The following is a 21,412-nucleotide window of genomic DNA, read 5'->3' on the forward strand; positions in this document are numbered from 1 at the left end:
TCGATGAAACGCCTCGAAATTGCAGTGCCTGGCACCAGCCAGGCCATGGCCGAACTGGCCCGGGAACTGGAGCTGCACGGCCATGGCATCGTGGATCGGCAATCGCCGGCCAACCACGGCGCGGTCGACCTGTTGATCGACGACGGTACGACACCGCGGGCCATTGAAGCCCTCTCATGCCTCCAGGTCCGCGTGGCGCTGCGCACGCTACCCGGCGAGGTATTGCCGCAACCGGTGGTGATATTCCGCGACGGCGCGCAGCGGCTGTTATGCCAGGAAGTGATTGCGCCGCAAAGCGATGGCAGCGGTCAGTCCCTGCGGTTGCGTACCCTGGCGACCGTGGTCGAGACCGGCGCACGGCTGGTCAGCCAGTTATCCCGGGATGACACCTGCTTCGATCACTGGCCGACGGTGCACGCTGACGCTGTCGACCAACCTCTGCTCGGGCTCGATGCACTGGAGCCGCTGGCGTTCGAGCACGGCCTCAATCGGCCGCCAGTGCACTGGCTGCTGGCCGCCGCCGATGTGCCGGTGATGCACAGCATCGAACAGCGCATGCTCGACGACGCGACGCAACCGGCCCTGTGGGTCGATGGACAACTCATCGACTACAAATCCTTGCGCCGCCTGGCGCTGAGGTTGCAGCAACCGATGCTGGAAATACTGCACCGAGCAGAACATGAGAAAGGATCTGCTGGAGAACCTGTGGGAGCAAGGCTTGCCCGCGATGAGGACACCGAGGTTCTCAACCCAACCGCGTCATCGTTCATCGGGGGCAAGCCTTCCTCCCACAGGCCTTCCTCCCACAAGGTGATCGGTGTCTGCCTGCCCAAGTCCGCGCACCTGTATGCGGCGATCCTGGCAGTGCTGGGCTGTGGGGCAGTGTACCTGCCACTGGACCCGCAGCACCCGGCGCAACGTCGGCGCTTCATCCTGGAAAATGCCCAGGCCGACCTGCTGCTGCACGACGGCGACAGCGATCTGGGCGACCTGTCGTTGCCAACGCTCAATGTCCAGCAACTGCCATCGCCCAAGCCCGGCATCCCGACCTCGTTGATCCGCCGCACAGTGGACAGCGACGAACCAGCCGTGGCGATCTACACCTCCGGCACCACCGGCCAGCCCAAGGGCGTGTTGCTCAGCCACCGCAACCTCAGTCACTTCTGTGCCTGGTACGGCGACTACGTCGGGTTGCAACGAGACAGCCGGGCGTTGCAGTTTTCCACCATCAACTTCGACGCGTCGCTGCTGGATATCCTCCCGACCTTCATCCACGGCGCCCTGCTGGTGGTGCCCAGCGAAGACCAGCGCCGCGATCCGCAGCAATTGGTCGCGTTGATTCACCAGCAGCACATCAGCCATGCCTTCCTGCCGCCTGCGCTGCTGAGCGTCATGCCCCTTGATACACCGTTGGGCCTGGCGCACCTGATCACCGGTGGCGATGTCTGCGAACCGTTCGTGATCGAACAGCTCGCGCCACAATGCCAGTTCCACAACATCTACGGCCCGACCGAAACCACGGTGCTGGCGACCACACGACAGTTAGGCGTCGGCGACAACAACCGCAACCTCGGCGTGCCCATCGCCAATGGCCGGGTGCTGATCCTGGACGAACAGTTGCAGCCGGTTCCCCAGGGTGTTCCCGGCGAGCTGTACATCGCCGGCCCGGGCGTCGGGCTGGGTTATCTGAACGACCCGACGCTGACCGCGACACGTTACCTCGACCTGACGCTGCCCACCGGGCAAACGCTGCGGATCTATCGCACGGGTGATATCGGCCAGTGGACCGACAACGGCATCGAACTGTGTGGTCGGCGCGATAACCAGGTGAAGATCCGCGGTTTTCGGGTCGAGCCCGAGGAAATCGAGCACTGCCTGCGCGATAGCCAGTTGTTTCGCCAAGTGGCGGTGGGGGTCGATGAACGGCGGCGGATCCTGGCGTTCCTGGTTCATCCCGAGCACTCCGGTGACGCCCTCCAGGCGTTACGCGAGCATGTGCAGAACAGCTTGCCCAGCTACATGCACCCGGCCGCCTACGTCGAATTGCCGAGCCTGCCGTACACCAGCAACGGCAAGGTCGATCGCCGGGCCTTGCTCGCCATGGCGGTGCAGGTGCAGGTCGACGGCCAACGCCGGCAGCCGCAGAACGCCCTCGAGACACAACTGCAGCAACTGTGGGCCGAACTGCTTGAACTGCCGGTCGAGGACATCGCCACCGACGAAAGTTTCTTCAACCTCGGTGGGCATTCGATCCTGCTGTCGCGACTGCTGTTGAGCATCCGCCAGACGTTCGGCCGCAGCCTGTCGATCAATCGCTTCATCGAAGCACCGACGCTGATGACCTTGGCCAAGTTGCTGGACGATCCTGATCAAAACAGTGCATCGATCCTCAGCCCCCAGGCCTTCATCGATGCCGAGGCCGAGCTCAACCTCGATCCATTGCCCATCAGCCAATGCGGCGATGTGCACAAGGTGGTGGTGACCGGCGCCAACAGTTTTCTCGGCGTGCACATCGTCGAGGCACTGCTGGCCTGGGGCGCCACCGAAGTCGCGTGCCTGGTGCGCGCGAGCGCGGAACAAAGCGCGGCCGAGCGCTTCTCCCAAGCCCTTCAGGACAATCACCTGACCCACCTGGACCTGGACCGCGTCAGTGTGTACGCCGCCGACATTACTCAACCGCAACTGGGTTTGCCGGACGACGTCTACGCCCGCATCGACCGTACCTTCGGCGCGCTGGTGCACAACGCCGCCCACGTCAACCATGTGCTCGACTACGAGTCCCTGGCGCGGGACAACGTGGAGCCGATCTTCGAATGCCTGCGCCTGTGTGAAGGGCGCAGCAAGAAGATCTTCAACTTCGTCTCCACGCTTTCCGCCTCCAGTGCCCTGGACGCCGACGGCCAGGTGCTGGAACAGCCAGCCGCCAAGACGCCGCCGATCTACATCAAGAACGGCTACAACCTGTCCAAATGGGTCGGCGAACGGATCCTGCAACGGGCCCGGGATCGCGGGGTGTCGGTCAATCTGTTCCGCCCCGGCAACATCAGTTTCAACAGCCTGACCGGGGTCTGCCAGCCCCATAAAAATCGGTTGATGCTGATGCTCAAAGGCTCGATCCAGCTCGGCCAGGTGCCGGAGCTGTCCCTCAATTTCGACCTGATGCCGGTGGATTTCCTGGCCCGCTTCATCGCCTTCCACGCCAGCCGCTACCAGCCGACGCAAGCGGTGTTCAACCTGCACAACCCGCAGCCTTTGAGCTGGGACGCTTACGTCGCCTCGTTTCGCGACAGCGGCCGGGAATTTTCGTTGGTCAGCGTTGCCGAGTGGCAACGGCAATTGGCTCGGGTCGATGCCGACAACGCGTTGTTTGGCGTATTGGGTTTCTACCTCAACGGCTTCGAGGAAGACATCGGCGATATCTCGCTGATCAGCCACGACAACGCCCGCGCCGGCGTGCGGCAGATGGGCGCCAGCTACCCGGAAAAGTCCCCGGCCCTGCTGCGTCGCGGCGCCGATTACCTCAAGGCCATCGACTTCATCTGAAACACCCTCAACCCAAAGCAAGGAGCAAGACCATGAGTGCATTTCAACCCGACACCCTGATCAAAAACCCCCAAGCCTGCCAGGTCGAAACCTCGGTGGAGGTCGCGGCCGACGCGGCGCGCGTCTGGGACGTGGTGGGTGATTTTGGCGGATTCAACCATTTCATTCCGGCACTGGAGCACATCGAAATGACCGGCGAGGGTGTGAGGTCCCTGCGCAAGAAATTCTTCCGCGATGGGCAGAACCTGGTGGTGGAACAGCTCAACAGCCGCGACGACCAGGCCATGCACATGACCTGGACGCTGATCTACAACACCCTGGGCATCGACAACCTGTGGGCAGCCATGCGCGTCGAACCCCTGGCGGACAACCGCTGCCGTGCCACCTGGACCATCATCGCCGACCACACCGACGCCCACACGCCGGCGGGCTTCCGGGATTTCCTCCAGGGCTTCGCCGATGAGGCGATGGGGAATGTGCAGGGGATGTTCCCCGAGGCATAACCTGCTCCAGGGTGGCCTTGAGACTCAGGGCCACCACCAAACCTATGTGTGTGGGCTTGCTCGCGAAAGCGGTGGGTCTGTGTCGGCGATGTTGACTGGATGGCCGCCATCGCGAGCAGGCTCGCTCCCACAGTTTTGGTTCCGGGGTTGAATGCAAAATACCGACCCACCGCCAGTCCCCTGTGGGAGCGAGCTTGCTCGCGATGGCGGTGGGTCGGCTTGCGACTGGGTCAGATCTTGAAGCTGTCCACCAGTTGCTTCAGTCGATTGGCCTGTTGCGACAAGGCATCGCAATCCTTCAGGGTTTCATTGAGGTTGGCCACGCTTTGCTGGTTCAGCAGGTTGATGTGGCTGACGTCCATGTTGAGGGTTTCAACCACAGCGGTCTGCTCTTCGGTCGCAGCAGCCACCGACTGGTTCATGCCGTCGATCTCACCGATACGCTGCGTCACGCTGACCAGTCGCAGGCCGGCCTGGTTGGCCACTTCCACGCTTTCTTCGCTGGACGTCTGGCTGGCGTTCATCGTAGTCACCGCTTCACGGGAGCCGATTTGAAGCGAGGTAATCATCTTGTGGATTTCTTCCGCCGACTCCTGGGTGCGATGCGCCAGGTTGCGCACTTCATCGGCCACCACCGCAAAACCACGCCCGGCTTCACCGGCACGGGCCGCTTCGATGGCCGCGTTCAGGGCCAGCAGGTTGGTTTGCTGGGAGATGCCCTTGATCACGTCCAGGATGTGGCCGATGTTGTCGGTGCTGGCGTTCAGGGTTTCGATCTGGGTGCACGAAAGGCTGATTTTCTGCGATAGCTCGGTCATGGCCTGGATGGTTTTTTCCACCACCTGGCGACCGTCATCGGCCTGCTCGCTGGCACCGCTGGCATGTTGCGAGGCATCGGCGGCATTGCGGGCGATTTCCTGGGTCGCGGCGCCCAACTCGTTGATGGCCGCAGCCACGCTGTTGGTGCGAGCGCTCTGCTCATCCGAGCCGACGAGCGAAGCGTTGGACGAGGTCATCACCCGCTGCGACAGGTCATGCACCTGGCGAGTGGCGGAAGACACTTCCGAGATCGACGCGTGAATCCGCTCCACGAACTGGTTGAACGAGCCACCCAGCACCGCGAACTCATCCTTGCCCTGCACCACCAGGCGCCGGGTCAGGTCGCCTTCGCCCTGGGCGATGTCCTGCATGGCACGGCCCATGGTGGTCAACGGACGCATCAGCACCTGGATCAACAGGCTCAGCAGCAACGCAATGGCCGCCACCGCGACAAACATCGCAATCAGCGCAGACGTACGGAACTGGCTCAACGGCGCGTAGGCCTTGGCCTTGTCGATCGACAGGCCGATGTACCACTCGGCGTTCGGCAGGCCGGTAACCGGGGTGAACGAAAGGATACGGTCCTGCCCGTTCAGCTCAACCTCCTGGATACCCTTGCCAATGCGCACCGGGGTACCGGGGTAGATGTCCTTGAGGTTCTTCATCACCTGGTCTTTATCCGGGCTGACGATTACCTGACCGTCGCCGCTGACCAGGAACGCATGGCCGATACCACCGAAGTCCACGGAGTTGATGATTTTCACCAGGGTTTCCAGGCTCAGGTCGCCGCCCACCACGCCGAGCAGTTCGCCGTTGTGCTTCACCGGCAGGGCAACGGTCACCACCAGGCCACCCACCGCCGCCAGGTAAGGCGGGGTCAGCATGGTTTTATCGGCGGTCACCGCCTGTTTGTACCAGGGGCGCTGACGCGGGTCGTAGCCGTCAGGCATTTTGGCGTCCGGGCGCTGGGTGAAGACGCCGTTGGCCTGGCCCACATAAGTGAACTGGAAGTTCGAGGTCAGCGCCGGCTGATCGACCAGCCCCGGCAGATCGGCAGTAGCGCCCTGGTGCGCGATGTTTTGCGCCAGGTTTTCCAGTACCAGTATCCGGCCACTCATCCAGTTCTGGATGCTGCTGGCCGTCAGGTCGCCGGATTGCTCGATGGACGACTCAAGGCTGCTGCCGATGGTGTTGCGCTGCAAATAATCGTTGTAGAGCGTGAACAGGGCAAAAGCCAGGACCACCACACCAGAGGCGGCAAGAAGGATTTTGTGGCTGAACTTTAGATTCATTGATGAGGCTTCTTATGCAAGGAGTGGGGGTGCATTCCAGATTTGCAACGTTCCATGTAACAGTGCGAGCGGTTATCAATCCGCTCCACTTTGGTGCACACGTACAAGTCTGTCGGCAAACCTGTACAAATAATTAGGGATGCGAAGAAATAGCCGACGGGAGGACACGGCGAGCGAACGGTGGTTGCAAATTCGCCGACGGCTGATGACAATGCGACCTATTATCATTTGTAACATCCAGGCCGTTGCGTCCATGTCATCTCCCGAGTTAGCAGTACAGGCGCTCTACAGCCGTCATCACGGCTGGCTCAATACGTGGCTGCGCACCCGCCTGGGCAACGCCGCCGATGCCGCGGACCTGGCCCAAGACACCTTCATGCGCCTGTTGCAGCGTAGCGAACGCCTGGAGCTTCGCGCCCCACGCGCCTTTTTGCGCACCATCGCCCAAGGCCTGGTGATCGACCATTGGCGTCGAGCGGAAATCGAACGCGCCTACCTGGAAACCATAGCTCACCTGCCGGAAGCCGAAACCCCTGGTGCTGAAGCACAGGCCCTGATTCTGGAACTGCTCGAAGCCATCGCCAGGATGCTCGAAGGCCTCAAGCCAAAAGTGCGCAGGGCCTTTCTGTTGGCCCAGTGCGAAGGCCTGACGTACAAGCAGATTGCCGAACAGATGGGCATTTCGTTGCGCTCGGTGGAACGCTACGTCGCCGATGCGCTGTACCACTGCTATGTGTTGCGCTATGAAAGCTGAGCCGGCGGAGCACTTGCAGAGCCGACGCAACGGCCCGTCGCAACAGGTGGTCAGGCAGGCGATCAACTGGCTGCTGCGCCTGCGCAATCACACCACCCACCCGACCCTGCGCCAACAGTGCGACACCTGGCGCGCCGCCCACCCGGAACACGAACTGGCCTGGCAACGGGTGCAATCGCTGCACAGTGAATTGACCTCCAACCTGCGGGCCGTGCCCGGTGCTCATGTCGCCCTGGATACCCTGGAAAACAGCGCCCAGCGCCTCAGTCGTCGCCAGGCCCTGAAGTTGTTGTCGGGCGTCGCACTTGTGGGCTGCGCGGCATGGCTGGGCAAGGACCTGGGCTGGCAGCCGTGGAATGCCGATTTCGCCACCGCCACCGGTGAGCGCCGAGGCTTCCAGCTGCCGGACGGCACGCGGCTAGAGCTCAATACCCACAGCGCCGCCAACCTGGATTTCAGCGCCCGGCAGCGCCTGATTACCCTGGCCCGCGGCGAAATCATGGTCACCTGTGGCCGCGACCCGGGGCGCCCGCTGCGGGTACAAAGCCGCCATGGCCTGTTCGAAGGCCTGGAAGGGCGCTTCGTCGTGCGCCAGGACAGCGACTGCACACGCTTGAGCGTCACCAGCGGCCGGGTGGTTATCCGTTCGCACCCAAACAGCGATGGCACACCCATTCAGGTCGAGGCCGGGCAAAGCTACCTGGTCACCACATCGACGGCGACCCTGGCGCCGCCGCTGGACATGGACGCAGGCGCCTGGGCCGACGGCTTGATCGTCACGCGCAACATGCGCCTGGCAGACTTTCTCAACGAAGTAGGACGCTACCGCCCAGGCTATTTGAACTGCGCGGCGTCGATTGCCGACCTGCGCTTGTCGGGGGTTTTTCGTTTGGAGGACACCGACAAATTGCTCGCCGTCCTGCCACGCACGCTCCCCGTGCAAGTCCGTTATCGAACCCGTTGGTGGATCACGGTGCAGCGCCTGGCTTGATTTTTTTTGGCGGGTTTCAGGCCGGCGTCCGGCTAGGACAGTAAGCACCCCTTATCTGCCTTCAGCGACTCCAACGGAACCTACAATGACTGAGCGCTTGCTTCTCAAGAACCCCTTCGGCTTCTCTGCGCAACCGGGCCTGTTGCGCCAGGCGATCCATGCAGCGCTGTTCTCCACTGCGCTTGGGGTCAGCGTCGTGCCGATGCTCGCGCTCGCCGCACAAAGCGGCGTGACCGCCAGCCGTCAGGGCTACAACATCGCCCCCGGCCCACTGAGCGACGTACTGAACCAGTTCGCCCGCCAGGCCGGGATCACCCTGGCAAGCACGCCGGCGCAAACCGGCGGCGTCCAGTCCCCGGGACTCAAGGGCGAGTACTCGCCCGACCAGGCCCTGAGCCAACTGCTCAGCGGCTCGGGGCTGGTTGCCGTCAGCCAGGATGGCAGCAGCTACGTGCTGCAAACCCAGACCGCTGGCAGCACGCTGGAACTGCCGACCACCGACATCAAGGGCTTCGCCCTGGGTAACGCCCTGGGCAGCATGGAAGGCTACAACGCCACCCACAGCCAGGTCGCCACCAAGACCAGTACCGCCCTGCGCGAAACCTCCCAGAGCGTGTCCGTGGTCACCCGCGAACAAATGGACGACCAGGGCGCGCAAACCGTGTCCCAGGCCATGCGCTACACCCCCGGCGTGCTGACCAACCCCTACGGTGCGACCCATCGCTACGACTACGTGGCGATGCGCGGTTTCAACGACGGCTCGGTGGATAACATCTACCTCGACGGCCTCAAGTCCATGGGCGACAGCGGCACCTACAGCTCGATGCAGGTCGATCCGTACTTCCTGGAGCGGGTCGACATTCTCAAGGGTCCGTCCTCGGTGCTCTACGGCCGCAGCTCGCCCGGCGGCCTGGTAGCGCTCACCAGCAAGAAGCCACAGTACGAGGCCTATCACCAGATCCAGGCCACGGTCGGTACCCAGGGCCAACGCGGCATGGGCTTCGACTTCACTGGCCCCGTGGATGACGACAAACGCATCACCTATCGCCTGATCGGCCTGGCGGACACCTCCGACACCCAGTTCGACCACAACAAGGAAAAACGCTTCGCCCTCGCGCCCACGGTGAACATCGACTTCAGCGAGGACACCTCGCTGACCCTGCAAGCCTACCTGCAGCATGACCCCGACGGCGGCTACCACGGTGGCATGCCGGCCGACGGCACCTTGCATCAGCGCAACGGCCGGCGGATCTCCGAAAGCTTCTTCGAAGGCGAGCCTGGCGTCGACGGTTACGAACGCGACCAGCAGTCGTTCGGCTACCAGTTCGAGCACCGTTTCAACGATGTCTTCACCGCCCGGCAGAACTTCCGCTACCTGGACTCCCAAGTCACCAACGATCAGGTCTACGCCTATGGCTGGACCACGCCCACCAGCAACGAGCTGAACCGCTACTACACCGGCGCCGAAGAAAAGCTCCACTCCTTCATCGTCGACAACATGCTGCAAGCCGAATTTTTTACCGGCGCGACCAAGCACACCGTGCTGATGGGGGTCGACTACCAGCGGCGCAAAACCGTGGTCGACTGGACCAGCGGCAGCCTCGCGCCGATCAATGCCTTAGACCCGACCTACGGCAACTCGACCATCACCTACTTCAGCCCCACCAGTTACCTGCGGCGCCTGGAGCAGACCGGCGTGTATCTGCAAGACCTGGTGGAAATGGACAAATGGCGCTTCTCCCTCGGCCTGCGCCAGGACTGGGTCCGAACCTCGGATGAAAACCGCATCGCCGAATTTGGCCGCCCGGAAGGCACCGAGATCAACGACAAACGCACCAAGCTCACGGGCCGCGCCGGGGCGCTGTACCTGTTCGACAACGGCCTGGCGCCGTACATCAGCTACTCCGAGTCGTTCAATCCGAACTCCTACGCAGACAGCGCCGGCAACCCACTGCCGCCGACCGATGGCAAGCAATGGGAACTGGGCCTGAAGTATCAGCCGCCGGGCACCGATGACCTGTACACCGCCTCGCTGTTTCGCATCGACCAGGAAAACCTGGCGACCAAACTGCCCCAGGAAAACTTCTACCGCGCCGTCGGGGCCGTGCGCTCCCAGGGCCTGGAACTGGAAGCGCACCTGCAGTTGACGGAACAATTCAAAGTGCTGGGCAGCTACACCTTCACCGACATCGAATACTCGAAATCGATGATCAGCACCTTGAGCACCACCACCGACATCATCGAAAACAAGGGCAACTCACCGACCCAGGCCCCGCGCCACATGGCTTCGGTCTGGGCTGACTACAAGTTCGACAGCGGCGCCCTCGACGGCCTGCGCCTGGGTGGCGGCGTGCGCTATGTCGGCTACAGCTGGGCCGATGCGGAGAACACCATGAAGGTGCCGTCCTACACGTTGTTCGATGCCTCGGTGGGGTATGACCTGGGCAAGGTCGGCTTGAAGGGCGTGGACGTGCGCCTGAACGCGAACAACCTGACCAACGAAACCTACGTCGCTTCGTGCGCCAGCCTGAGCTATTGCTACATGGGTGAAGAACGCAATGTGGCGGCGACGGTGAGTTATCAGTTCTAACCTGTTCCTCAGATCGATCGTTCCCACGCTCCCGCGTGGGAACGTCGCCAGGGACGCTCCGCGTTCCGCTTCTGGAGTGTGACGCGGAGCGTCACGGGATGCGTTCCCACGCAGAGCATGGGAACGATCAGACCCGAACCGTATCCCCTTCCTCCCGCACCACACCCTCTTCCCGCACAAACCGGTTCGCCCGTTCAAACGTGCCAAAATCATTGAACCGCACACCCATCTCGCGCATCACCTCATGCGCCACCGGCACCGTCAGTTGACGAATGTAGAACGGCTCCTTCACCACGAAATGATGAATGCCGTGACTGCTGCCGAAGTTGAAGCAGAACGCCTGCAACGGCCACAGCCACCAGGGGTTGAGCACCTGGGTCTGCTGGATGACATTGCCCGGCTCGATGTCGCCGTAGTAGTGCATGTTCGAGCTGACGAAATGCAGGCAAAAGGTGCGCAACACGTTCGGGCCGATGATCACCACCGCGGCGATGTCGATCACGTGCATAACCGCCAGCGTTGTGGACGACCAATCAATTGAAGTCCCCAGCAGACTGGCGATGCCGTTGGCCCCATGAAAACCGAGAAACACATACCAGGCGCCCCAGTGCAGCAACGCCAGCGGGAAATACACCTTCAGCGTACGCTTGAGAATGCTGCGCTTGTGCGCCCAGGTCTTGGCCCGCAGCAGGCGGATGAAGGCCGACATCACGTTGTCCCCGACCATCAGCAACCGCGCCAGTCCCCAGGGCTCGCCGTTGGTGATGGCCCGCTCTTCCATGTCGGCCTCGCTGCCGGACACCTTGTGATGGTTGAGGTGCAGGTGGCGACGGATCCACGGATTGATCGTGCTCGGCCGCGCCAGCCACACCAGGCCCATCATCAAGTTGTGGGGCAGGCGCTGCTTGCGAAAATACATGCTGTGGATCAGGTCGTGTTCCAGCTCGTGGGTCAGGGACGCGAAAAACGCGTTGAGCAACAGGCACGCCCACCCGGCCAGGTGACCGTTGATGTAGAGCAGCGCCGAACCGATCATCCCGGCCAGGGCGAACGCCAGGATGCCCGCGCCCAACGCATCCTGGTGGCGCAGGATCGGATAGCGCTGGCGCAATTCTTCGCCCCGGGCCAGGACCACCTGGCGAATATGGGCCGATCGTTGTTGTGCATTCAATCGCTCGGGGCTTGCGCAAGTGCCGTGCATGGCTTACATCCTCTGTTAGAGATGTGCTCATCCTGCCGGGCGTAGTCCCACGGGGTGGTAGCCGTAAACGCCAACCTGTTGACCGCAAGCGCCAATCGTCATGACTGAACCCACCTCCCTTGCCAGCTGGACCCGCGCCCTGCGCAAACAGCTCGATGCGTTGGGCCTGGACAGCCACGCCTTGTGCGTCGAGGCCGGCCTCGACCCGCAATGGATGGACGACCCGAACGCCCGTTACCCGCTCTCGGCCACTACCCGCCTGTGGGCATTGGCCGTGCAGGCCAGCGGCGACCCGGCCATCGGCCTGCGGGTGTCGCGCTTCGTCAGCCCCACCACGTTTCACGCACTGGGTTATGCCTTGGTGGCGAGCGGCAGCCTGCGGGAAGTGTTCGAACGGATCGTGCGCTATCACCCGGTGGTCAGCGATGCACTGACCCTCCAACTGATCCGCGCAGAGGACCGCTATCGCTTTAGCCTCGAGGTGCCGCCGGGCCGACCGGTGCCAGCCTTTGAAGCCATCGACGCGTTCACGGCGATTTACGTGCGCACCTGTCGCAACCGCCTCGGCCGTGATTACGCACCGCTGGCGGTGTACCTGCGGCGCCCGGAACCGGCGGACCCCAGCCCCTGGCACAAAGTGTTCCGCTCGCCGGTGCATTTCGGCGCCGCGCAGGATTGCCTGGAGTTCAACCTCGCTGATTTCGACAGCCATCTGGACGACGCCAACCCGGAACTGGCCGAACACAACGAAACCGTGCTCGAACGCACCCTCGCCCAGCTCAAGCCGCTGACCTGGGAGCGCAAGGTACGTTCGGCCATCGAGGCCCAATTGCCCGAAGGCGAGCCCAGCGCCGAACGCATCGCCCAAGCCATGCACCTGAGCCTGCGCAGCCTGCAACGGCACCTGGCCGACGAAGGCTGCCGTTTCGACGCCCTGCTCAACGAGTGCCGGGAGAATCTGGCGCTGCTGCACCTGCGGGATCCGAATTGCTCGCTGAGCGAAGTCAGCTACCTGTTGGGTTTTGCCGATGCCAGCAGCTTCAGCCGCGCATTCAAGCGCTGGACCGGGATGACGCCAGGGCAGTTTCGGGAAGGGTTGCGCTAGGGATTTGCAGTGCCTGGGCTGCCGCCAATCGCGAGCAAGCTCGCTCCCACAAGGTTCAGATCGGGTTCAGGGCGTGGTCAGGGCCCGCAACCGCTCGATGTCGAGGATTTCGATCTCGCCGTAACCCAGGTGCAGGATGCCCTGGGCCTGCAGGTCCTTGAGGATCTGGTTGGTGGTCTGGCGTGACAGCGCGAGCATCAGCGCCAGTTGTTCCTGGGGCAGTTGCAGGACCCGGCGGGCCGGTTCGATTTCACCGTAGCCTTCGGCGATCAGCAGCAGGCGGTGGGCCACGCGGGCCGGGGCGGGCATCAGGCTCAGGTGTTCGAGGTTGATGAAGGTCAGGCGCAGTTTGTGGCTCATCAATAATGCAAGATGCCGCCAGTGGATCGGCTGCTCTTGCAGGAATGCCAGCAACGGCGCCTGGGGCACGTGCAGAAGCGTACATTGACCGACAACCACCGCATCATGAGTGCGCGGCTGGCCATCGAACAGGCAGATTTCACCGAACCAGTGGGGCGCCTCTACCACGCTCAGCAACGCCTCCTTGCCCTGTTCGTTCACCGCACCGACGCGCACCGCGCCCTCCAGCACGGCATACAGCCCGCACGGTGGGTCGCCACGCTGGAACAACCGATGCCCCGGCGGCAGGCGGCGCACCCGTGCCATGCCCAGCAGACTATTGTGTAACTCAACAGGCAGATGGCTGTACCAGTGGCCGGCCATCAGGTGTGAGTGCCAGGGATGCGAATTCATGGAAACTCCGGGACAAGTGTCGGCTAACTGACAGAACGCCTTGTGGTACCTGGGCATCATGCAGGCATCACCTCAGGAGGAACAACAATGAAAAGCCTCGTCGATCATCTCAGTCAATACGCCGCCTATCATCGCGACCCGCGCAACATCGCCAGCCATTTCATCGGTATCCCGCTGATCTTCGTCGCCGTCGCCGTGCTGCTGTCACGGCCCGGCTGGCCAGTGGGCGCAGTCCTCGTGTCGCCGGCGCTGCTGGTGGCCGTGGCCAGTGCCTGGTTCTACCTGCGCCTGGAGTTGCGCCTGGGGGTGTTGATGACGGTGCTGCTGGGCCTGGCGCTATGGCTGGGCCAGGTGCTCGCCGCGCAAAGCACCCTGGTGTGGCTGGGCAGTGGCCTGGGGATGTTCGTGGTGGGTTGGGTGATCCAGTTCGTCGGTCACTATTACGAAGGCCGCAAGCCGGCGTTCGTCGACGACCTCACCGGGCTGATTGTCGGGCCGCTGTTTGTGGTAGTGGAAGCGGGTTTTCTGCTGGGGCTTCGCGGCGAACTGAAGCAGGCCATCGAAGAGCGCGTCGGGCCGGTGGCGTTGCGCAACCAGCGCTCGGCCGCCTGAAAACACCGCAATACCCCGCCTCCCCCCTTGTGGGAACGAACCTGTGGGAGCAAGGCTTGCCCGCGATGCAAACACCTCGGTGTAACTGATAGACCGAGGCGATGCCATCGCGGGCAAGCCTTGCTCCCACAAGCTCGCTCCCACAGGAGTTGGACCGTTACCGCTCAAGCCTTACAGCGCACCAAACTCGACCCGAATCGTCAGCGCGCCGGTGTTATCTTTCAAGCCAGACCCGTGCTGCCCGGTCAGGTCATCGTTGATGCACAGTTGCAGTTCCCCTTGCTGGTCGCCCGGAACCTGCCCCAGGTCACCCACCAGGAACGGCTTGCCATCATTGCCCACGCGACCGATCAAGGCGCCTTCGGCGGCACCGGGCAAGGCATAGCTGCTGTAGTCGATGTGCCTCGAACCGCCATTTCCATCGACATTGCCACCCTGCGGACTGGCACACCATCGCCCACTGACATAGCGCACCAGTCGCGGTACCAACCCGTTGACCTGCACGCCAGTGCCCTGCCAGGCGACGTTGGATTGGACCTGCATCGTCACCGCCCGCAGGTCATTGGCCAGCGTATCCCCAGCCTGGAACGACAGCGCCGCAATCGTCAGGCTCGGGTTCGAGGTGCCGGTGCTGGGGAACACGCCATCGCCCACCAGGAACAGGTTCTTGTGGTCCCAACTGCGCTGGTACTTGTCCACCACAGACTTGGTGGGGTCATCGCCCATGCGATAAGTCCCCATCAGGTGGCCGGCGCCCTGGAAGCTGTAGGGCACCTTGTCGTACGTAAAACATCCAGGTCCGATGATGCCCGTCAACTCCTGGGCACCGAGCAGCTCCTCGATGATGCGTGTCGCCAGTACTTTCGCCTGCTGGAAACCCTTCATGGTGTACTCGGACAGGTTGTAGTGGATTTCCGGCCGAGGGATGCCGAGCCGGTCCGTGTATTGGGTCGAGGGCACGATGTAGCATTGCGCGTGGTCGGGATCGTCCTCGACCTGCTCGACCAGGAAACCGATCCGGAACTGGCGGGTGAAGACGTCGTTGAGCTTTTGTACCAACGCCGTTCCGGATAGCAATTTATTGCTCGGGTTGGCGCCACCATTGTTCTTCCCATCGATAAAGTCAGCGACCGTGGTGTAGGGATCACCGGCCGGCCAGTTCCAACCTTCGTTGCCAATCTCGATACGCCACGCCGCACGATCGCTGCGAAAGGCACCGTCGCGCAGGCTTTCGATGCCGGCCGTCGATAGCGGTCCCCGGTAGGGGAAAATCGCCTTGCCCTCGGGCATCAACCCCCACGCCAGATAAATGGGATGGTCAGCCAGGCCGCGCCCCACTTGCCCGCTGCTGTTGGCCACGCCGGAGTGCAGTAGCAGTTTCGGTGTTTCGATCGCATGGGCGGCGATCACATAACGTTGTCCTATTGCCACGCCGGTTCCAGTGACGGGGCCATCTTCCAACTGATATTGCTTGAACTCGATGCCATTGATATTGCTGTCAGTGCCAACGGTTACTTTGCTGGCCACGGTTCGATAAAGCACGCGGACCTTGCCAGTATTCAACGCTTTGTTCATGGTCACAGTGGCGTCGTACTTGGCCTGGATCGGGCAGATCGGCGTGCAGTTGGTATTGCCGGCGCATACCCGGCGACCGGCATAAGGTTGGGAGTTGCGCCCAGCCGGCGTCGGGCTGACTACCAGCGGCAGGCTATCGAACGTCTGTCCCGTGACAGCCGTGACAAAGCTGCCATCGACCAGCGACAACGGAATGCTGCGCATCGGGAATGCATAACCCTCGGGAAAGGTCATGCCCAGATAACCTTGGTCGGCGACGTTGGCCGACACACCGATTTCCGCTTCCGCCCGGCAATAGGCGCTTTGCAGATCGTCATAACCTATCGGCCAATCCACCCCGACGCCATACTTGGACCGCAGGCGAAAATCGTTCGGCACCATGCGCAGGCAGGTTCCGACCCAATGCCATGTCGTGCCGCCACCCACCCGTTCGTAAGTGCTCGTAAAGGGCATCGGGCCTTTCTGGACCAAGTAGCTGACCGCCGGGTTGTTCCAGTTGCCATTGAGCAGATCGGCAATGGTCGCCCGTGGAGCGTTCAGTTCGGCCGGCCCCTTGAGATGTGGGTCCAGTGTCGTGCTTGGTGGGTAAGGGGACTCAGGGGTTTTCAGCGTCGCGGTATAGAAACGCTCCAGATACTGGGCACGATTGACCGGTATCTCCGGCCCCGATTCGAGTACCAGTACATCAATCCCGGCCATGCTCAACTGATAGGCAATGATGCTACCGGCCAGGCCTGCGCCAACGATCACCACTTCGGCTTGTTCGGTACTCATGACAACGCTCCTTGCTGTCCGTTAGCGGATACGCCGGTCAAATCTTCAAGGCTGGAGGGCGCGCTGTTCCAATACCCAAAAAACGATTCGCTGTAGCCCATCGGGTGAGCCTGAGCGATTTTCCAGGCCCAGCTGTGGATGTAGGCCTGATCGGACACCACCGCTGAATCATCTTTCTTGAAAGGCGCCATATCGAACGGTTGATACCAGACGCCCAACAACCACAGCTTCATGATCGAGCGCGCGGCGAGTACCGTGCGTGGAATCGTCGGTTGCATGTTGAACTTCAGTATCTGCTGGGCGATCTGGTCGGGCGGGAAGTGCTCAGCCACCAGGGTGGCGTATTGAGTCAAGAGCGCGTTGAGCACGTCGGAAGGAACTCGCGCAGTGACATAATCGAGAAAGATCGGCGGCAAACCGACCGGGTCGATCTGAGGTGCCAAACGATCCGTCGAGATGCCAATAAGGGCTGATGACAGGCCTACGAAATTATCCAGATTGCTGCTCATTGCTTGGCTCCTTGTCCACTGGTGGACTGTGCGCGTTCGAGCAAATAGGTGAAATCCGCGAAGCTGGTACGCGGCGACTCGGTGACATGGGTGGCCGCATTGCCATGGCAAGCCATGCAACTGGAAGACGCCTGGGGCACGGTGCCCTGGATGTAGGTCTCCAGCGTGGCGTTGGCCAGGAACGAGGGCGCAGGGCTGCCCAGCGGGTTGGCGGCCGATATCTGGCAGTTCTTGGGCGGGTCTGACGGCCACTGGGTACTGATCAGTTGATAGTTCGCCCAGACGCTCTTCGGGTTCACCGTACGCAACAGACCTTGATACGTAGCGTTCAGTTTTTTGGTGGCCTCGGTGAGCGGCACGTCGCGCACGATCTGCGAGGGCGTCGCCTTGACCGCCGGGTTCCATGGCCGTGGTGGCGGCTGGTTGATGTCGCTTGTGCTGGCTGCGTTGTAGAACAGATAAGGCCCCGTCCGCTGGGCAACGGGCGTGGTTTTTTCCGGCACGTTTTTCACATGCTCAAAGGTTGACCAGACCCATTGCGCCGCACTGGCGGTCTTATGGACCATGTGCAACCCCACCAAACCGACCGGCTCGGACACGCACGACTCCGCGACAATCGGTCCATGGCTCGGGTCGTTGTTGCCCGGGGTGTAGACCAGCGCATCGACGGTGTGAAAGTCCTGCCGGTTGTCGTTGGGGCCCAGTACTTTCCACGACGCCTTCACCATCACCGCGCCGACCTGCTTGGTCTCGGTGGAACCACAACTGAACGCCACGGCATTGGTCGGCTTCGCGGCGAAAAACGCCTGCTGTCCTTCAATGCTGTACAGGCCGTTGTCGACGATGCCGTTGAACATCGATTGGTTGACCACGATTTCGTTGCGCGTGTACGTACCGTTCTGGTCCACCAGCGGGCCGCTCTCGAAGGGCTGGATAAATTCATCCAGCACATCGGGCACCTTGCCCATTTGCTGCAACAGGCGACCGGGCTTGAGCGACTTGCACGCTTCGGGCAGGGTCGCCGGGGCATTCCAGGGCAGCGGGGCCTGGCCCTTGGCGCGGAAAATCTGGTAGCTCTCTTTCCAGCTTTCCCACACGGTGGCGCCATCCTGCTTGCCGATGGAGGTGCCGGTATTGGGGTCGCCGTTATCCAGCGCCGGCCAGCTCAGGGCGATGAAGGTCTGCCACGACAGCTCATCGAAATTGGCTTGCAGGCTGACCAGTGAAACGGGCTTGGTCACCGTGACATCGAAGGGTATCTGGGGGGACAACGAGGGGGCGGCGCTGGCGGCCGGGGCCAGCAAGACGCCTAACAATGCACAGCCAAGCGGGCCATGCCGACTGACTTCCACTCTCATACTCATCTCCTTGGCATCAGGCGCCAGGAGATAACACCGGTCCGTCATTGGACTCTCACTGCCTCCTGGCAAGTCAGAGTCTAGGTAGGGTTTGATTCAAGGACAGGTGCAGAAGTAGAACCGATTGAAGCAAACAGAAACGTCGTTATTCAGATTCAGATCGAGGTAATGTCGAGGACGCCATCGCGAGCAGGCTCGCTCCCACAATGGATCTGCGCCACACACAAATCCCCTGTGGGAGCGAGCTTGCTCCGGGCGGCGTTCCGACGATGCTTTTGCTTTTAGAGGTTGGCGACTTTCTGCCAGACCTTCGGCTTGAAGAACAGCGTCTCGCCCTTCGCCAGGCCCACCAGGCTGTCGTGATCCTTCACCACTTCCGCCTCGATCAGCTCGCTCTGGCCTTCCACCTTCAGGGTCACCCGAGTGGTGGCGCCGAGCGGACGGATGTCGCGCACTTCGGCGGCGTGGTGGTCTTCCAGCTCCGAGCGCGACAGCGAAACTTCGTGAGGGCGGAACAGCACATGCCGGTCCTCACCCAAGTGCAGGCGGTTCGAGTCGCCGAGGAAGTGATACACAAAATCGCTGGCCGGGTTTTCGTAGACGTCGCCGGGCGAGCCGATCTGCTCGATCACGCCTTTGTTCATCACCACGATCCGATCGGCGACTTCCATGGCCTCTTCCTGGTCGTGTGTCACGAACACCGAGGTCAGGTTGATGTCCTCGTGCAGCCGCGCCAGCCAGCGGCGCAGTTCCTTGCGGACCTTGGCGTCGAGGGCGCCGAACGGTTCATCCAGCAGCAACACCTTGGGCTCCACCGCCAGGGCGCGGGCCAGGGCGATACGCTGGCGCTGGCCGCCGGACAGCTGCTCCGGGTAACGGTCGGCGAGCCAGTCCAGCTGCACCATGTTCAACAGCTCGTGGACCTTGGTCGCGATCTGGCTTTCGTTCGGGCGCTGGTTCTTGGGCTTCATGCGCAGGCCGAAGGCAACGTTGTCGAACACCGTCATGTGGCGGAACAAGGCGTAGTGCTGGAACACGAAACCGACGTTGCGATCACGCACGTCGTGGCCGGACACGTCCTCGCCGTGGAACACGATGCTGCCTTGGTCCGGGGTTTCGAGGCCGGCGATGATCCGCAGCAGAGTGGTCTTGCCGCAACCCGACGGGCCCAGCAGCGCCACCAGCTCGCCGCTCTGGATATCCAGGCTGATCTCGTCCAGGGCCCTGAACGCGTTGAAATTCTTGCTGACGTTACGGACTTCGATCGACATGACTTATTCCTCCGCGGCGCTGGCGCGCAGGCGGTTGATTCGGTTTTCGCTCCACTGCTTGAGCAGCAGGATGAAGAGCGCCAGGATCAGCAACAGGCTCGCCACAGCGAACGCGGCCACGTGGTTGTATTCGTTGTAGAGGATCTCGACGTGCAGCGGCAGGGTGTTGGTCACCCCGCGAATGTGCCCGGACACCACCGACACCGCGCCGAACTCACCCATGGCCCGGGCGGTGCACAACACTACGCCATAGATCAGGCCCCACTTGATGTTCGGCACGGTGACATGCCAGAACATCTGCCAGCCATTGGCGCCGAGCAGGCGCGCAGCCTCCTCTTCCTGGGTGCCCTGCTCCTGCATCAGCGGGATCAGTTCACGAGCCACGAACGGTACGGTGACGAAGATGGTCGCCAGGACGATGCCCGGCAGCGCAAACACGATCTGGATGTCGTGATCCGACAGCCACGGCCCGAACAAGCCCTGGGCGCCAAACATCAGCACGTAGACCAGGCCCGCGATCACTGGCGACACCGAGAACGGCAGGTCGATCAGCGTCACCAGCATGCTCTTGCCGCGGAATGAATATTTGCTCACGCACCACGCGGCACTGACGCCGAACACCAGGTTCAGCGGCACCGAGATCAGCACCGCAACCACCGTGAGCTTCAACGCCGACAGTGCGTCGGGTTCAAAGATCGCGGTGAAGAACGCCCCCAGCCCGAGCTTCAGGCCCTGGGACACCACGATGAACAGCGGTAACAGCAGAAACAGCGCAAAAATCAGCCAGCCGAGGCCGATCAACACGCGCCGCGACGTTGCACTGCCGCGGCGAGCGGCATTGGTGGAGGCCGCGGAAATAGACGATTGGGACATGTTCGCACCTCCTTATGGGGTTTCGATGCGCCGCTGCAGCAGGTTGATCAGCAGCAACAGGACGAAGGAAACCACCAGCATCAGCACGCCGATGGAGGTGGCGCCGGTGTAGTCGTATTGGTCGAGCTTGACCATGATCAGCAGCGGCAGGATCTCGGTTTTCATCGGCATGTTGCCGGCGATGAAAATCACCGAACCGTACTCGCCCACGCCACGGGCAAAGGCCAGGGCGAAGCCGGTCAACCAGGCCGGCAACAACGCCGGCACGAGGATGTGGCGGAACACCTGCCATGGCTTGGCGCCGAGGCAGGCAGCGGCTTCTTCGACTTCACGGGGAATATCGGCCAGCACCGGCTGCACCGTGCGCACCACGAACGGCAACGTCACGAAGGTCAGCGCCAGGGTGATGCCCAGCGGCGTATAGGCGATCTTGAAGCCCAGGTCAGTGGCGAACTGGCCGACCAGGCCGGTCGGCGCATACAACGCCGTCAGGGCAATACCGGCCACGGCGGTGGGCAGGGCGAACGGCAGGTCGATCATCGCGTCGATGATCTTGCGACCGGGGAAGGTGTAGCGCACCAGTACCCAGGCCAGCAACGTACCGATCACGCCGTTGATGATGGCGGCGTACAGCGCGGTGCCGAAACTGAGTTTCAGGGCCGCCAGCACACGCGGCGCCGAAATGATCGCCCAGAACTGTTCCCAGGTGAGCTGGGCGGCATGCACGAACATCGCCGCCAGGGGTATGAGCACAATCAGACTGAGGTACACCAGGGTGTAGCCCAGCGTCAGCCCGAAGCCGGGTATGACGGGGGATATGCGACGCGACATAAAGGTCCTTGGTTAAAAACACTAAACATGGAAGCAAGACTGGGTGGGAGCAAGGCTT

The 21,412-nt window shown here is 62.3% G+C and carries 16 protein-coding genes; 7 read left to right on the top strand and 9 right to left on the bottom strand.

Annotated features, from left to right (window positions below):
- The first annotated feature begins 3 nt into the window (after window positions 1–3).
- Together AB4O09_RS29685 and AB4O09_RS29690 are read left to right on the top strand one after the other, a co-directional pair.
- Window positions 4–3,543 carry an amino acid adenylation domain-containing protein gene (locus tag AB4O09_RS29685; RefSeq protein WP_460107829.1) on the top strand — a complete coding sequence of 1,180 codons (3,540 nt, stop codon included), beginning with the start codon at window positions 4–6 and terminating at the stop codon, window positions 3,541–3,543.
- Between the two features lie 32 nt (window positions 3,544–3,575).
- Window positions 3,576–4,046 (top strand): SRPBCC family protein, encoded by a 471-nt coding sequence (locus AB4O09_RS29690; protein WP_003196529.1) that lies wholly within the window; start codon window positions 3,576–3,578, stop codon window positions 4,044–4,046.
- 230 nt (window positions 4,047–4,276) lie between these two features.
- Here the strand turns inward: AB4O09_RS29690 and AB4O09_RS29695 are convergent, their stop codons facing one another.
- Window positions 4,277–6,157 (bottom strand): methyl-accepting chemotaxis protein, encoded by a 1,881-nt coding sequence (locus AB4O09_RS29695; RefSeq protein WP_003196528.1) that lies wholly within the window; start codon window positions 6,155–6,157, stop codon window positions 4,277–4,279.
- 253 nt (window positions 6,158–6,410) lie between these two features.
- On the opposite strand from AB4O09_RS29695, the gene AB4O09_RS29700 reads away from it, so the two are divergent.
- The 3 genes from AB4O09_RS29700 (at window position 6,411) to AB4O09_RS29710 (ending at window position 10,492) form a co-directional block, all read left to right on the top strand.
- Window positions 6,411–6,911, top strand: a complete 501-nt coding sequence (locus tag AB4O09_RS29700; RefSeq protein WP_028237216.1) for a sigma-70 family RNA polymerase sigma factor — start codon at window positions 6,411–6,413, stop codon at window positions 6,909–6,911.
- On the top strand, window positions 6,901–7,902 hold the full coding sequence (locus tag AB4O09_RS29705) for a FecR domain-containing protein (protein ID WP_033063711.1): 1,002 nt from the start codon (window positions 6,901–6,903) through the stop codon (window positions 7,900–7,902). Before AB4O09_RS29700 ends, AB4O09_RS29705 begins: the two co-directional genes overlap by 11 nt.
- An 85-nt stretch (window positions 7,903–7,987) precedes the next feature.
- Window positions 7,988–10,492 carry a TonB-dependent siderophore receptor gene (locus tag AB4O09_RS29710; protein ID WP_003196522.1) on the top strand — a complete coding sequence of 835 codons (2,505 nt, stop codon included), beginning with the start codon at window positions 7,988–7,990 and terminating at the stop codon, window positions 10,490–10,492.
- A 127-nt stretch (window positions 10,493–10,619) separates the two neighbouring features.
- On the opposite strand, the gene AB4O09_RS29715 is transcribed toward AB4O09_RS29710, so the two are convergent.
- On the bottom strand, window positions 10,620–11,693 hold the full coding sequence (locus tag AB4O09_RS29715) for a fatty acid desaturase (RefSeq protein WP_028237215.1): 1,074 nt from the start codon (window positions 11,691–11,693) through the stop codon (window positions 10,620–10,622).
- 100 nt (window positions 11,694–11,793) lie between these two features.
- Here AB4O09_RS29715 and AB4O09_RS29720 point away from each other — a divergent pair, with 100 nt between their 5' ends.
- Window positions 11,794–12,798: an AraC family transcriptional regulator gene (locus tag AB4O09_RS29720; RefSeq protein ID WP_003196518.1), complete on the top strand. Its 1,005-nt coding sequence runs from the start codon at window positions 11,794–11,796 to the stop codon at window positions 12,796–12,798.
- 66 nt (window positions 12,799–12,864) lie between these two features.
- On the opposite strand, the gene AB4O09_RS29725 is transcribed toward AB4O09_RS29720, so the two are convergent.
- Complete coding sequence (locus tag AB4O09_RS29725) at window positions 12,865–13,551, bottom strand: Crp/Fnr family transcriptional regulator (protein ID WP_003196516.1); 687 nt, start codon at window positions 13,549–13,551, stop codon at window positions 12,865–12,867.
- A gap of 87 nt (window positions 13,552–13,638) precedes the next feature.
- On the opposite strand from AB4O09_RS29725, the gene AB4O09_RS29730 reads away from it, so the two are divergent.
- Entirely contained in the window at window positions 13,639–14,163 is a 525-nt protein-coding gene (locus AB4O09_RS29730; protein WP_003196514.1) for an Mpo1 family 2-hydroxy fatty acid dioxygenase, read from the top strand.
- A gap of 171 nt (window positions 14,164–14,334) precedes the next feature.
- Here AB4O09_RS29730 and AB4O09_RS29735 read toward each other — a convergent pair whose 3' ends face one another.
- The 6 genes from AB4O09_RS29735 to cysT all read right to left on the bottom strand — a co-directional run bounded on the left by AB4O09_RS29735 (window position 14,335) and on the right by cysT (window position 21,354).
- Window positions 14,335–16,512: a GMC family oxidoreductase gene (locus tag AB4O09_RS29735; RefSeq protein WP_003196512.1), complete on the bottom strand. Its 2,178-nt coding sequence runs from the start codon at window positions 16,510–16,512 to the stop codon at window positions 14,335–14,337.
- Window positions 16,509–17,021: a hypothetical protein gene (locus AB4O09_RS29740; protein ID WP_003196510.1), complete on the bottom strand. Its 513-nt coding sequence runs from the start codon at window positions 17,019–17,021 to the stop codon at window positions 16,509–16,511. Before AB4O09_RS29740 ends, AB4O09_RS29735 begins: the two co-directional genes overlap by 4 nt.
- Window positions 17,018–18,379: a hypothetical protein gene (locus tag AB4O09_RS29745; RefSeq protein WP_003196508.1), complete on the bottom strand. Its 1,362-nt coding sequence runs from the start codon at window positions 18,377–18,379 to the stop codon at window positions 17,018–17,020. Before AB4O09_RS29745 ends, AB4O09_RS29740 begins: the two co-directional genes overlap by 4 nt.
- Before the next feature lie 281 nt (window positions 18,380–18,660).
- Window positions 18,661–19,650: a sulfate/molybdate ABC transporter ATP-binding protein gene (locus AB4O09_RS29750; RefSeq protein WP_003196507.1), complete on the bottom strand. Its 990-nt coding sequence runs from the start codon at window positions 19,648–19,650 to the stop codon at window positions 18,661–18,663.
- Window positions 19,651–19,653: 3 nt separating this feature from the next.
- A complete protein-coding gene (gene cysW, locus AB4O09_RS29755; protein WP_003196505.1) occupies window positions 19,654–20,523 on the bottom strand; it encodes a sulfate ABC transporter permease subunit CysW in 870 nt (289 codons plus the stop codon).
- A gap of 12 nt (window positions 20,524–20,535) precedes the next feature.
- Window positions 20,536–21,354 (bottom strand): sulfate ABC transporter permease subunit CysT, encoded by an 819-nt coding sequence (gene cysT / locus AB4O09_RS29760; protein WP_013692011.1) that lies wholly within the window; start codon window positions 21,352–21,354, stop codon window positions 20,536–20,538.
- Window positions 21,355–21,412: the final 58 nt, after the last annotated feature.

It is taken from the genome of Pseudomonas sp. H1_F01 (assembly GCF_054681425.1).

Excerpts from the sequence above, each read along its gene's own strand:
- AB4O09_RS29685 (WP_460107829.1), top strand. The coding sequence starts at position 4 with ATGAAACGCCTCGAAATTGCAGTGCCTGGCACCAGCCAGGCCATGGCC.
- AB4O09_RS29690 (WP_003196529.1), top strand. The coding sequence starts at position 3,576 with ATGAGTGCATTTCAACCCGACACCCTGATCAAAAACCCCCAAGCCTGC.
- AB4O09_RS29695 (WP_003196528.1), bottom strand. The coding sequence starts at position 6,157 with ATGAATCTAAAGTTCAGCCACAAAATCCTTCTTGCCGCCTCTGGTGTG.
- AB4O09_RS29700 (WP_028237216.1), top strand. The coding sequence starts at position 6,411 with ATGTCATCTCCCGAGTTAGCAGTACAGGCGCTCTACAGCCGTCATCAC.
- AB4O09_RS29705 (WP_033063711.1), top strand. The coding sequence starts at position 6,901 with ATGAAAGCTGAGCCGGCGGAGCACTTGCAGAGCCGACGCAACGGCCCG.
- AB4O09_RS29710 (WP_003196522.1), top strand. The coding sequence starts at position 7,988 with ATGACTGAGCGCTTGCTTCTCAAGAACCCCTTCGGCTTCTCTGCGCAA.
- AB4O09_RS29715 (WP_028237215.1), bottom strand. The coding sequence starts at position 11,693 with ATGCACGGCACTTGCGCAAGCCCCGAGCGATTGAATGCACAACAACGA.
- AB4O09_RS29720 (WP_003196518.1), top strand. The coding sequence starts at position 11,794 with ATGACTGAACCCACCTCCCTTGCCAGCTGGACCCGCGCCCTGCGCAAA.
- AB4O09_RS29725 (WP_003196516.1), bottom strand. The coding sequence starts at position 13,551 with ATGAATTCGCATCCCTGGCACTCACACCTGATGGCCGGCCACTGGTAC.
- AB4O09_RS29730 (WP_003196514.1), top strand. The coding sequence starts at position 13,639 with ATGAAAAGCCTCGTCGATCATCTCAGTCAATACGCCGCCTATCATCGC.
- AB4O09_RS29735 (WP_003196512.1), bottom strand. The coding sequence starts at position 16,512 with ATGAGTACCGAACAAGCCGAAGTGGTGATCGTTGGCGCAGGCCTGGCC.
- AB4O09_RS29740 (WP_003196510.1), bottom strand. The coding sequence starts at position 17,021 with ATGAGCAGCAATCTGGATAATTTCGTAGGCCTGTCATCAGCCCTTATT.
- AB4O09_RS29745 (WP_003196508.1), bottom strand. The coding sequence starts at position 18,379 with ATGAGAGTGGAAGTCAGTCGGCATGGCCCGCTTGGCTGTGCATTGTTA.
- AB4O09_RS29750 (WP_003196507.1), bottom strand. The coding sequence starts at position 19,650 with ATGTCGATCGAAGTCCGTAACGTCAGCAAGAATTTCAACGCGTTCAGG.
- cysW (WP_003196505.1), bottom strand. The coding sequence starts at position 20,523 with ATGTCCCAATCGTCTATTTCCGCGGCCTCCACCAATGCCGCTCGCCGC.
- cysT (WP_013692011.1), bottom strand. The coding sequence starts at position 21,354 with ATGTCGCGTCGCATATCCCCCGTCATACCCGGCTTCGGGCTGACGCTG.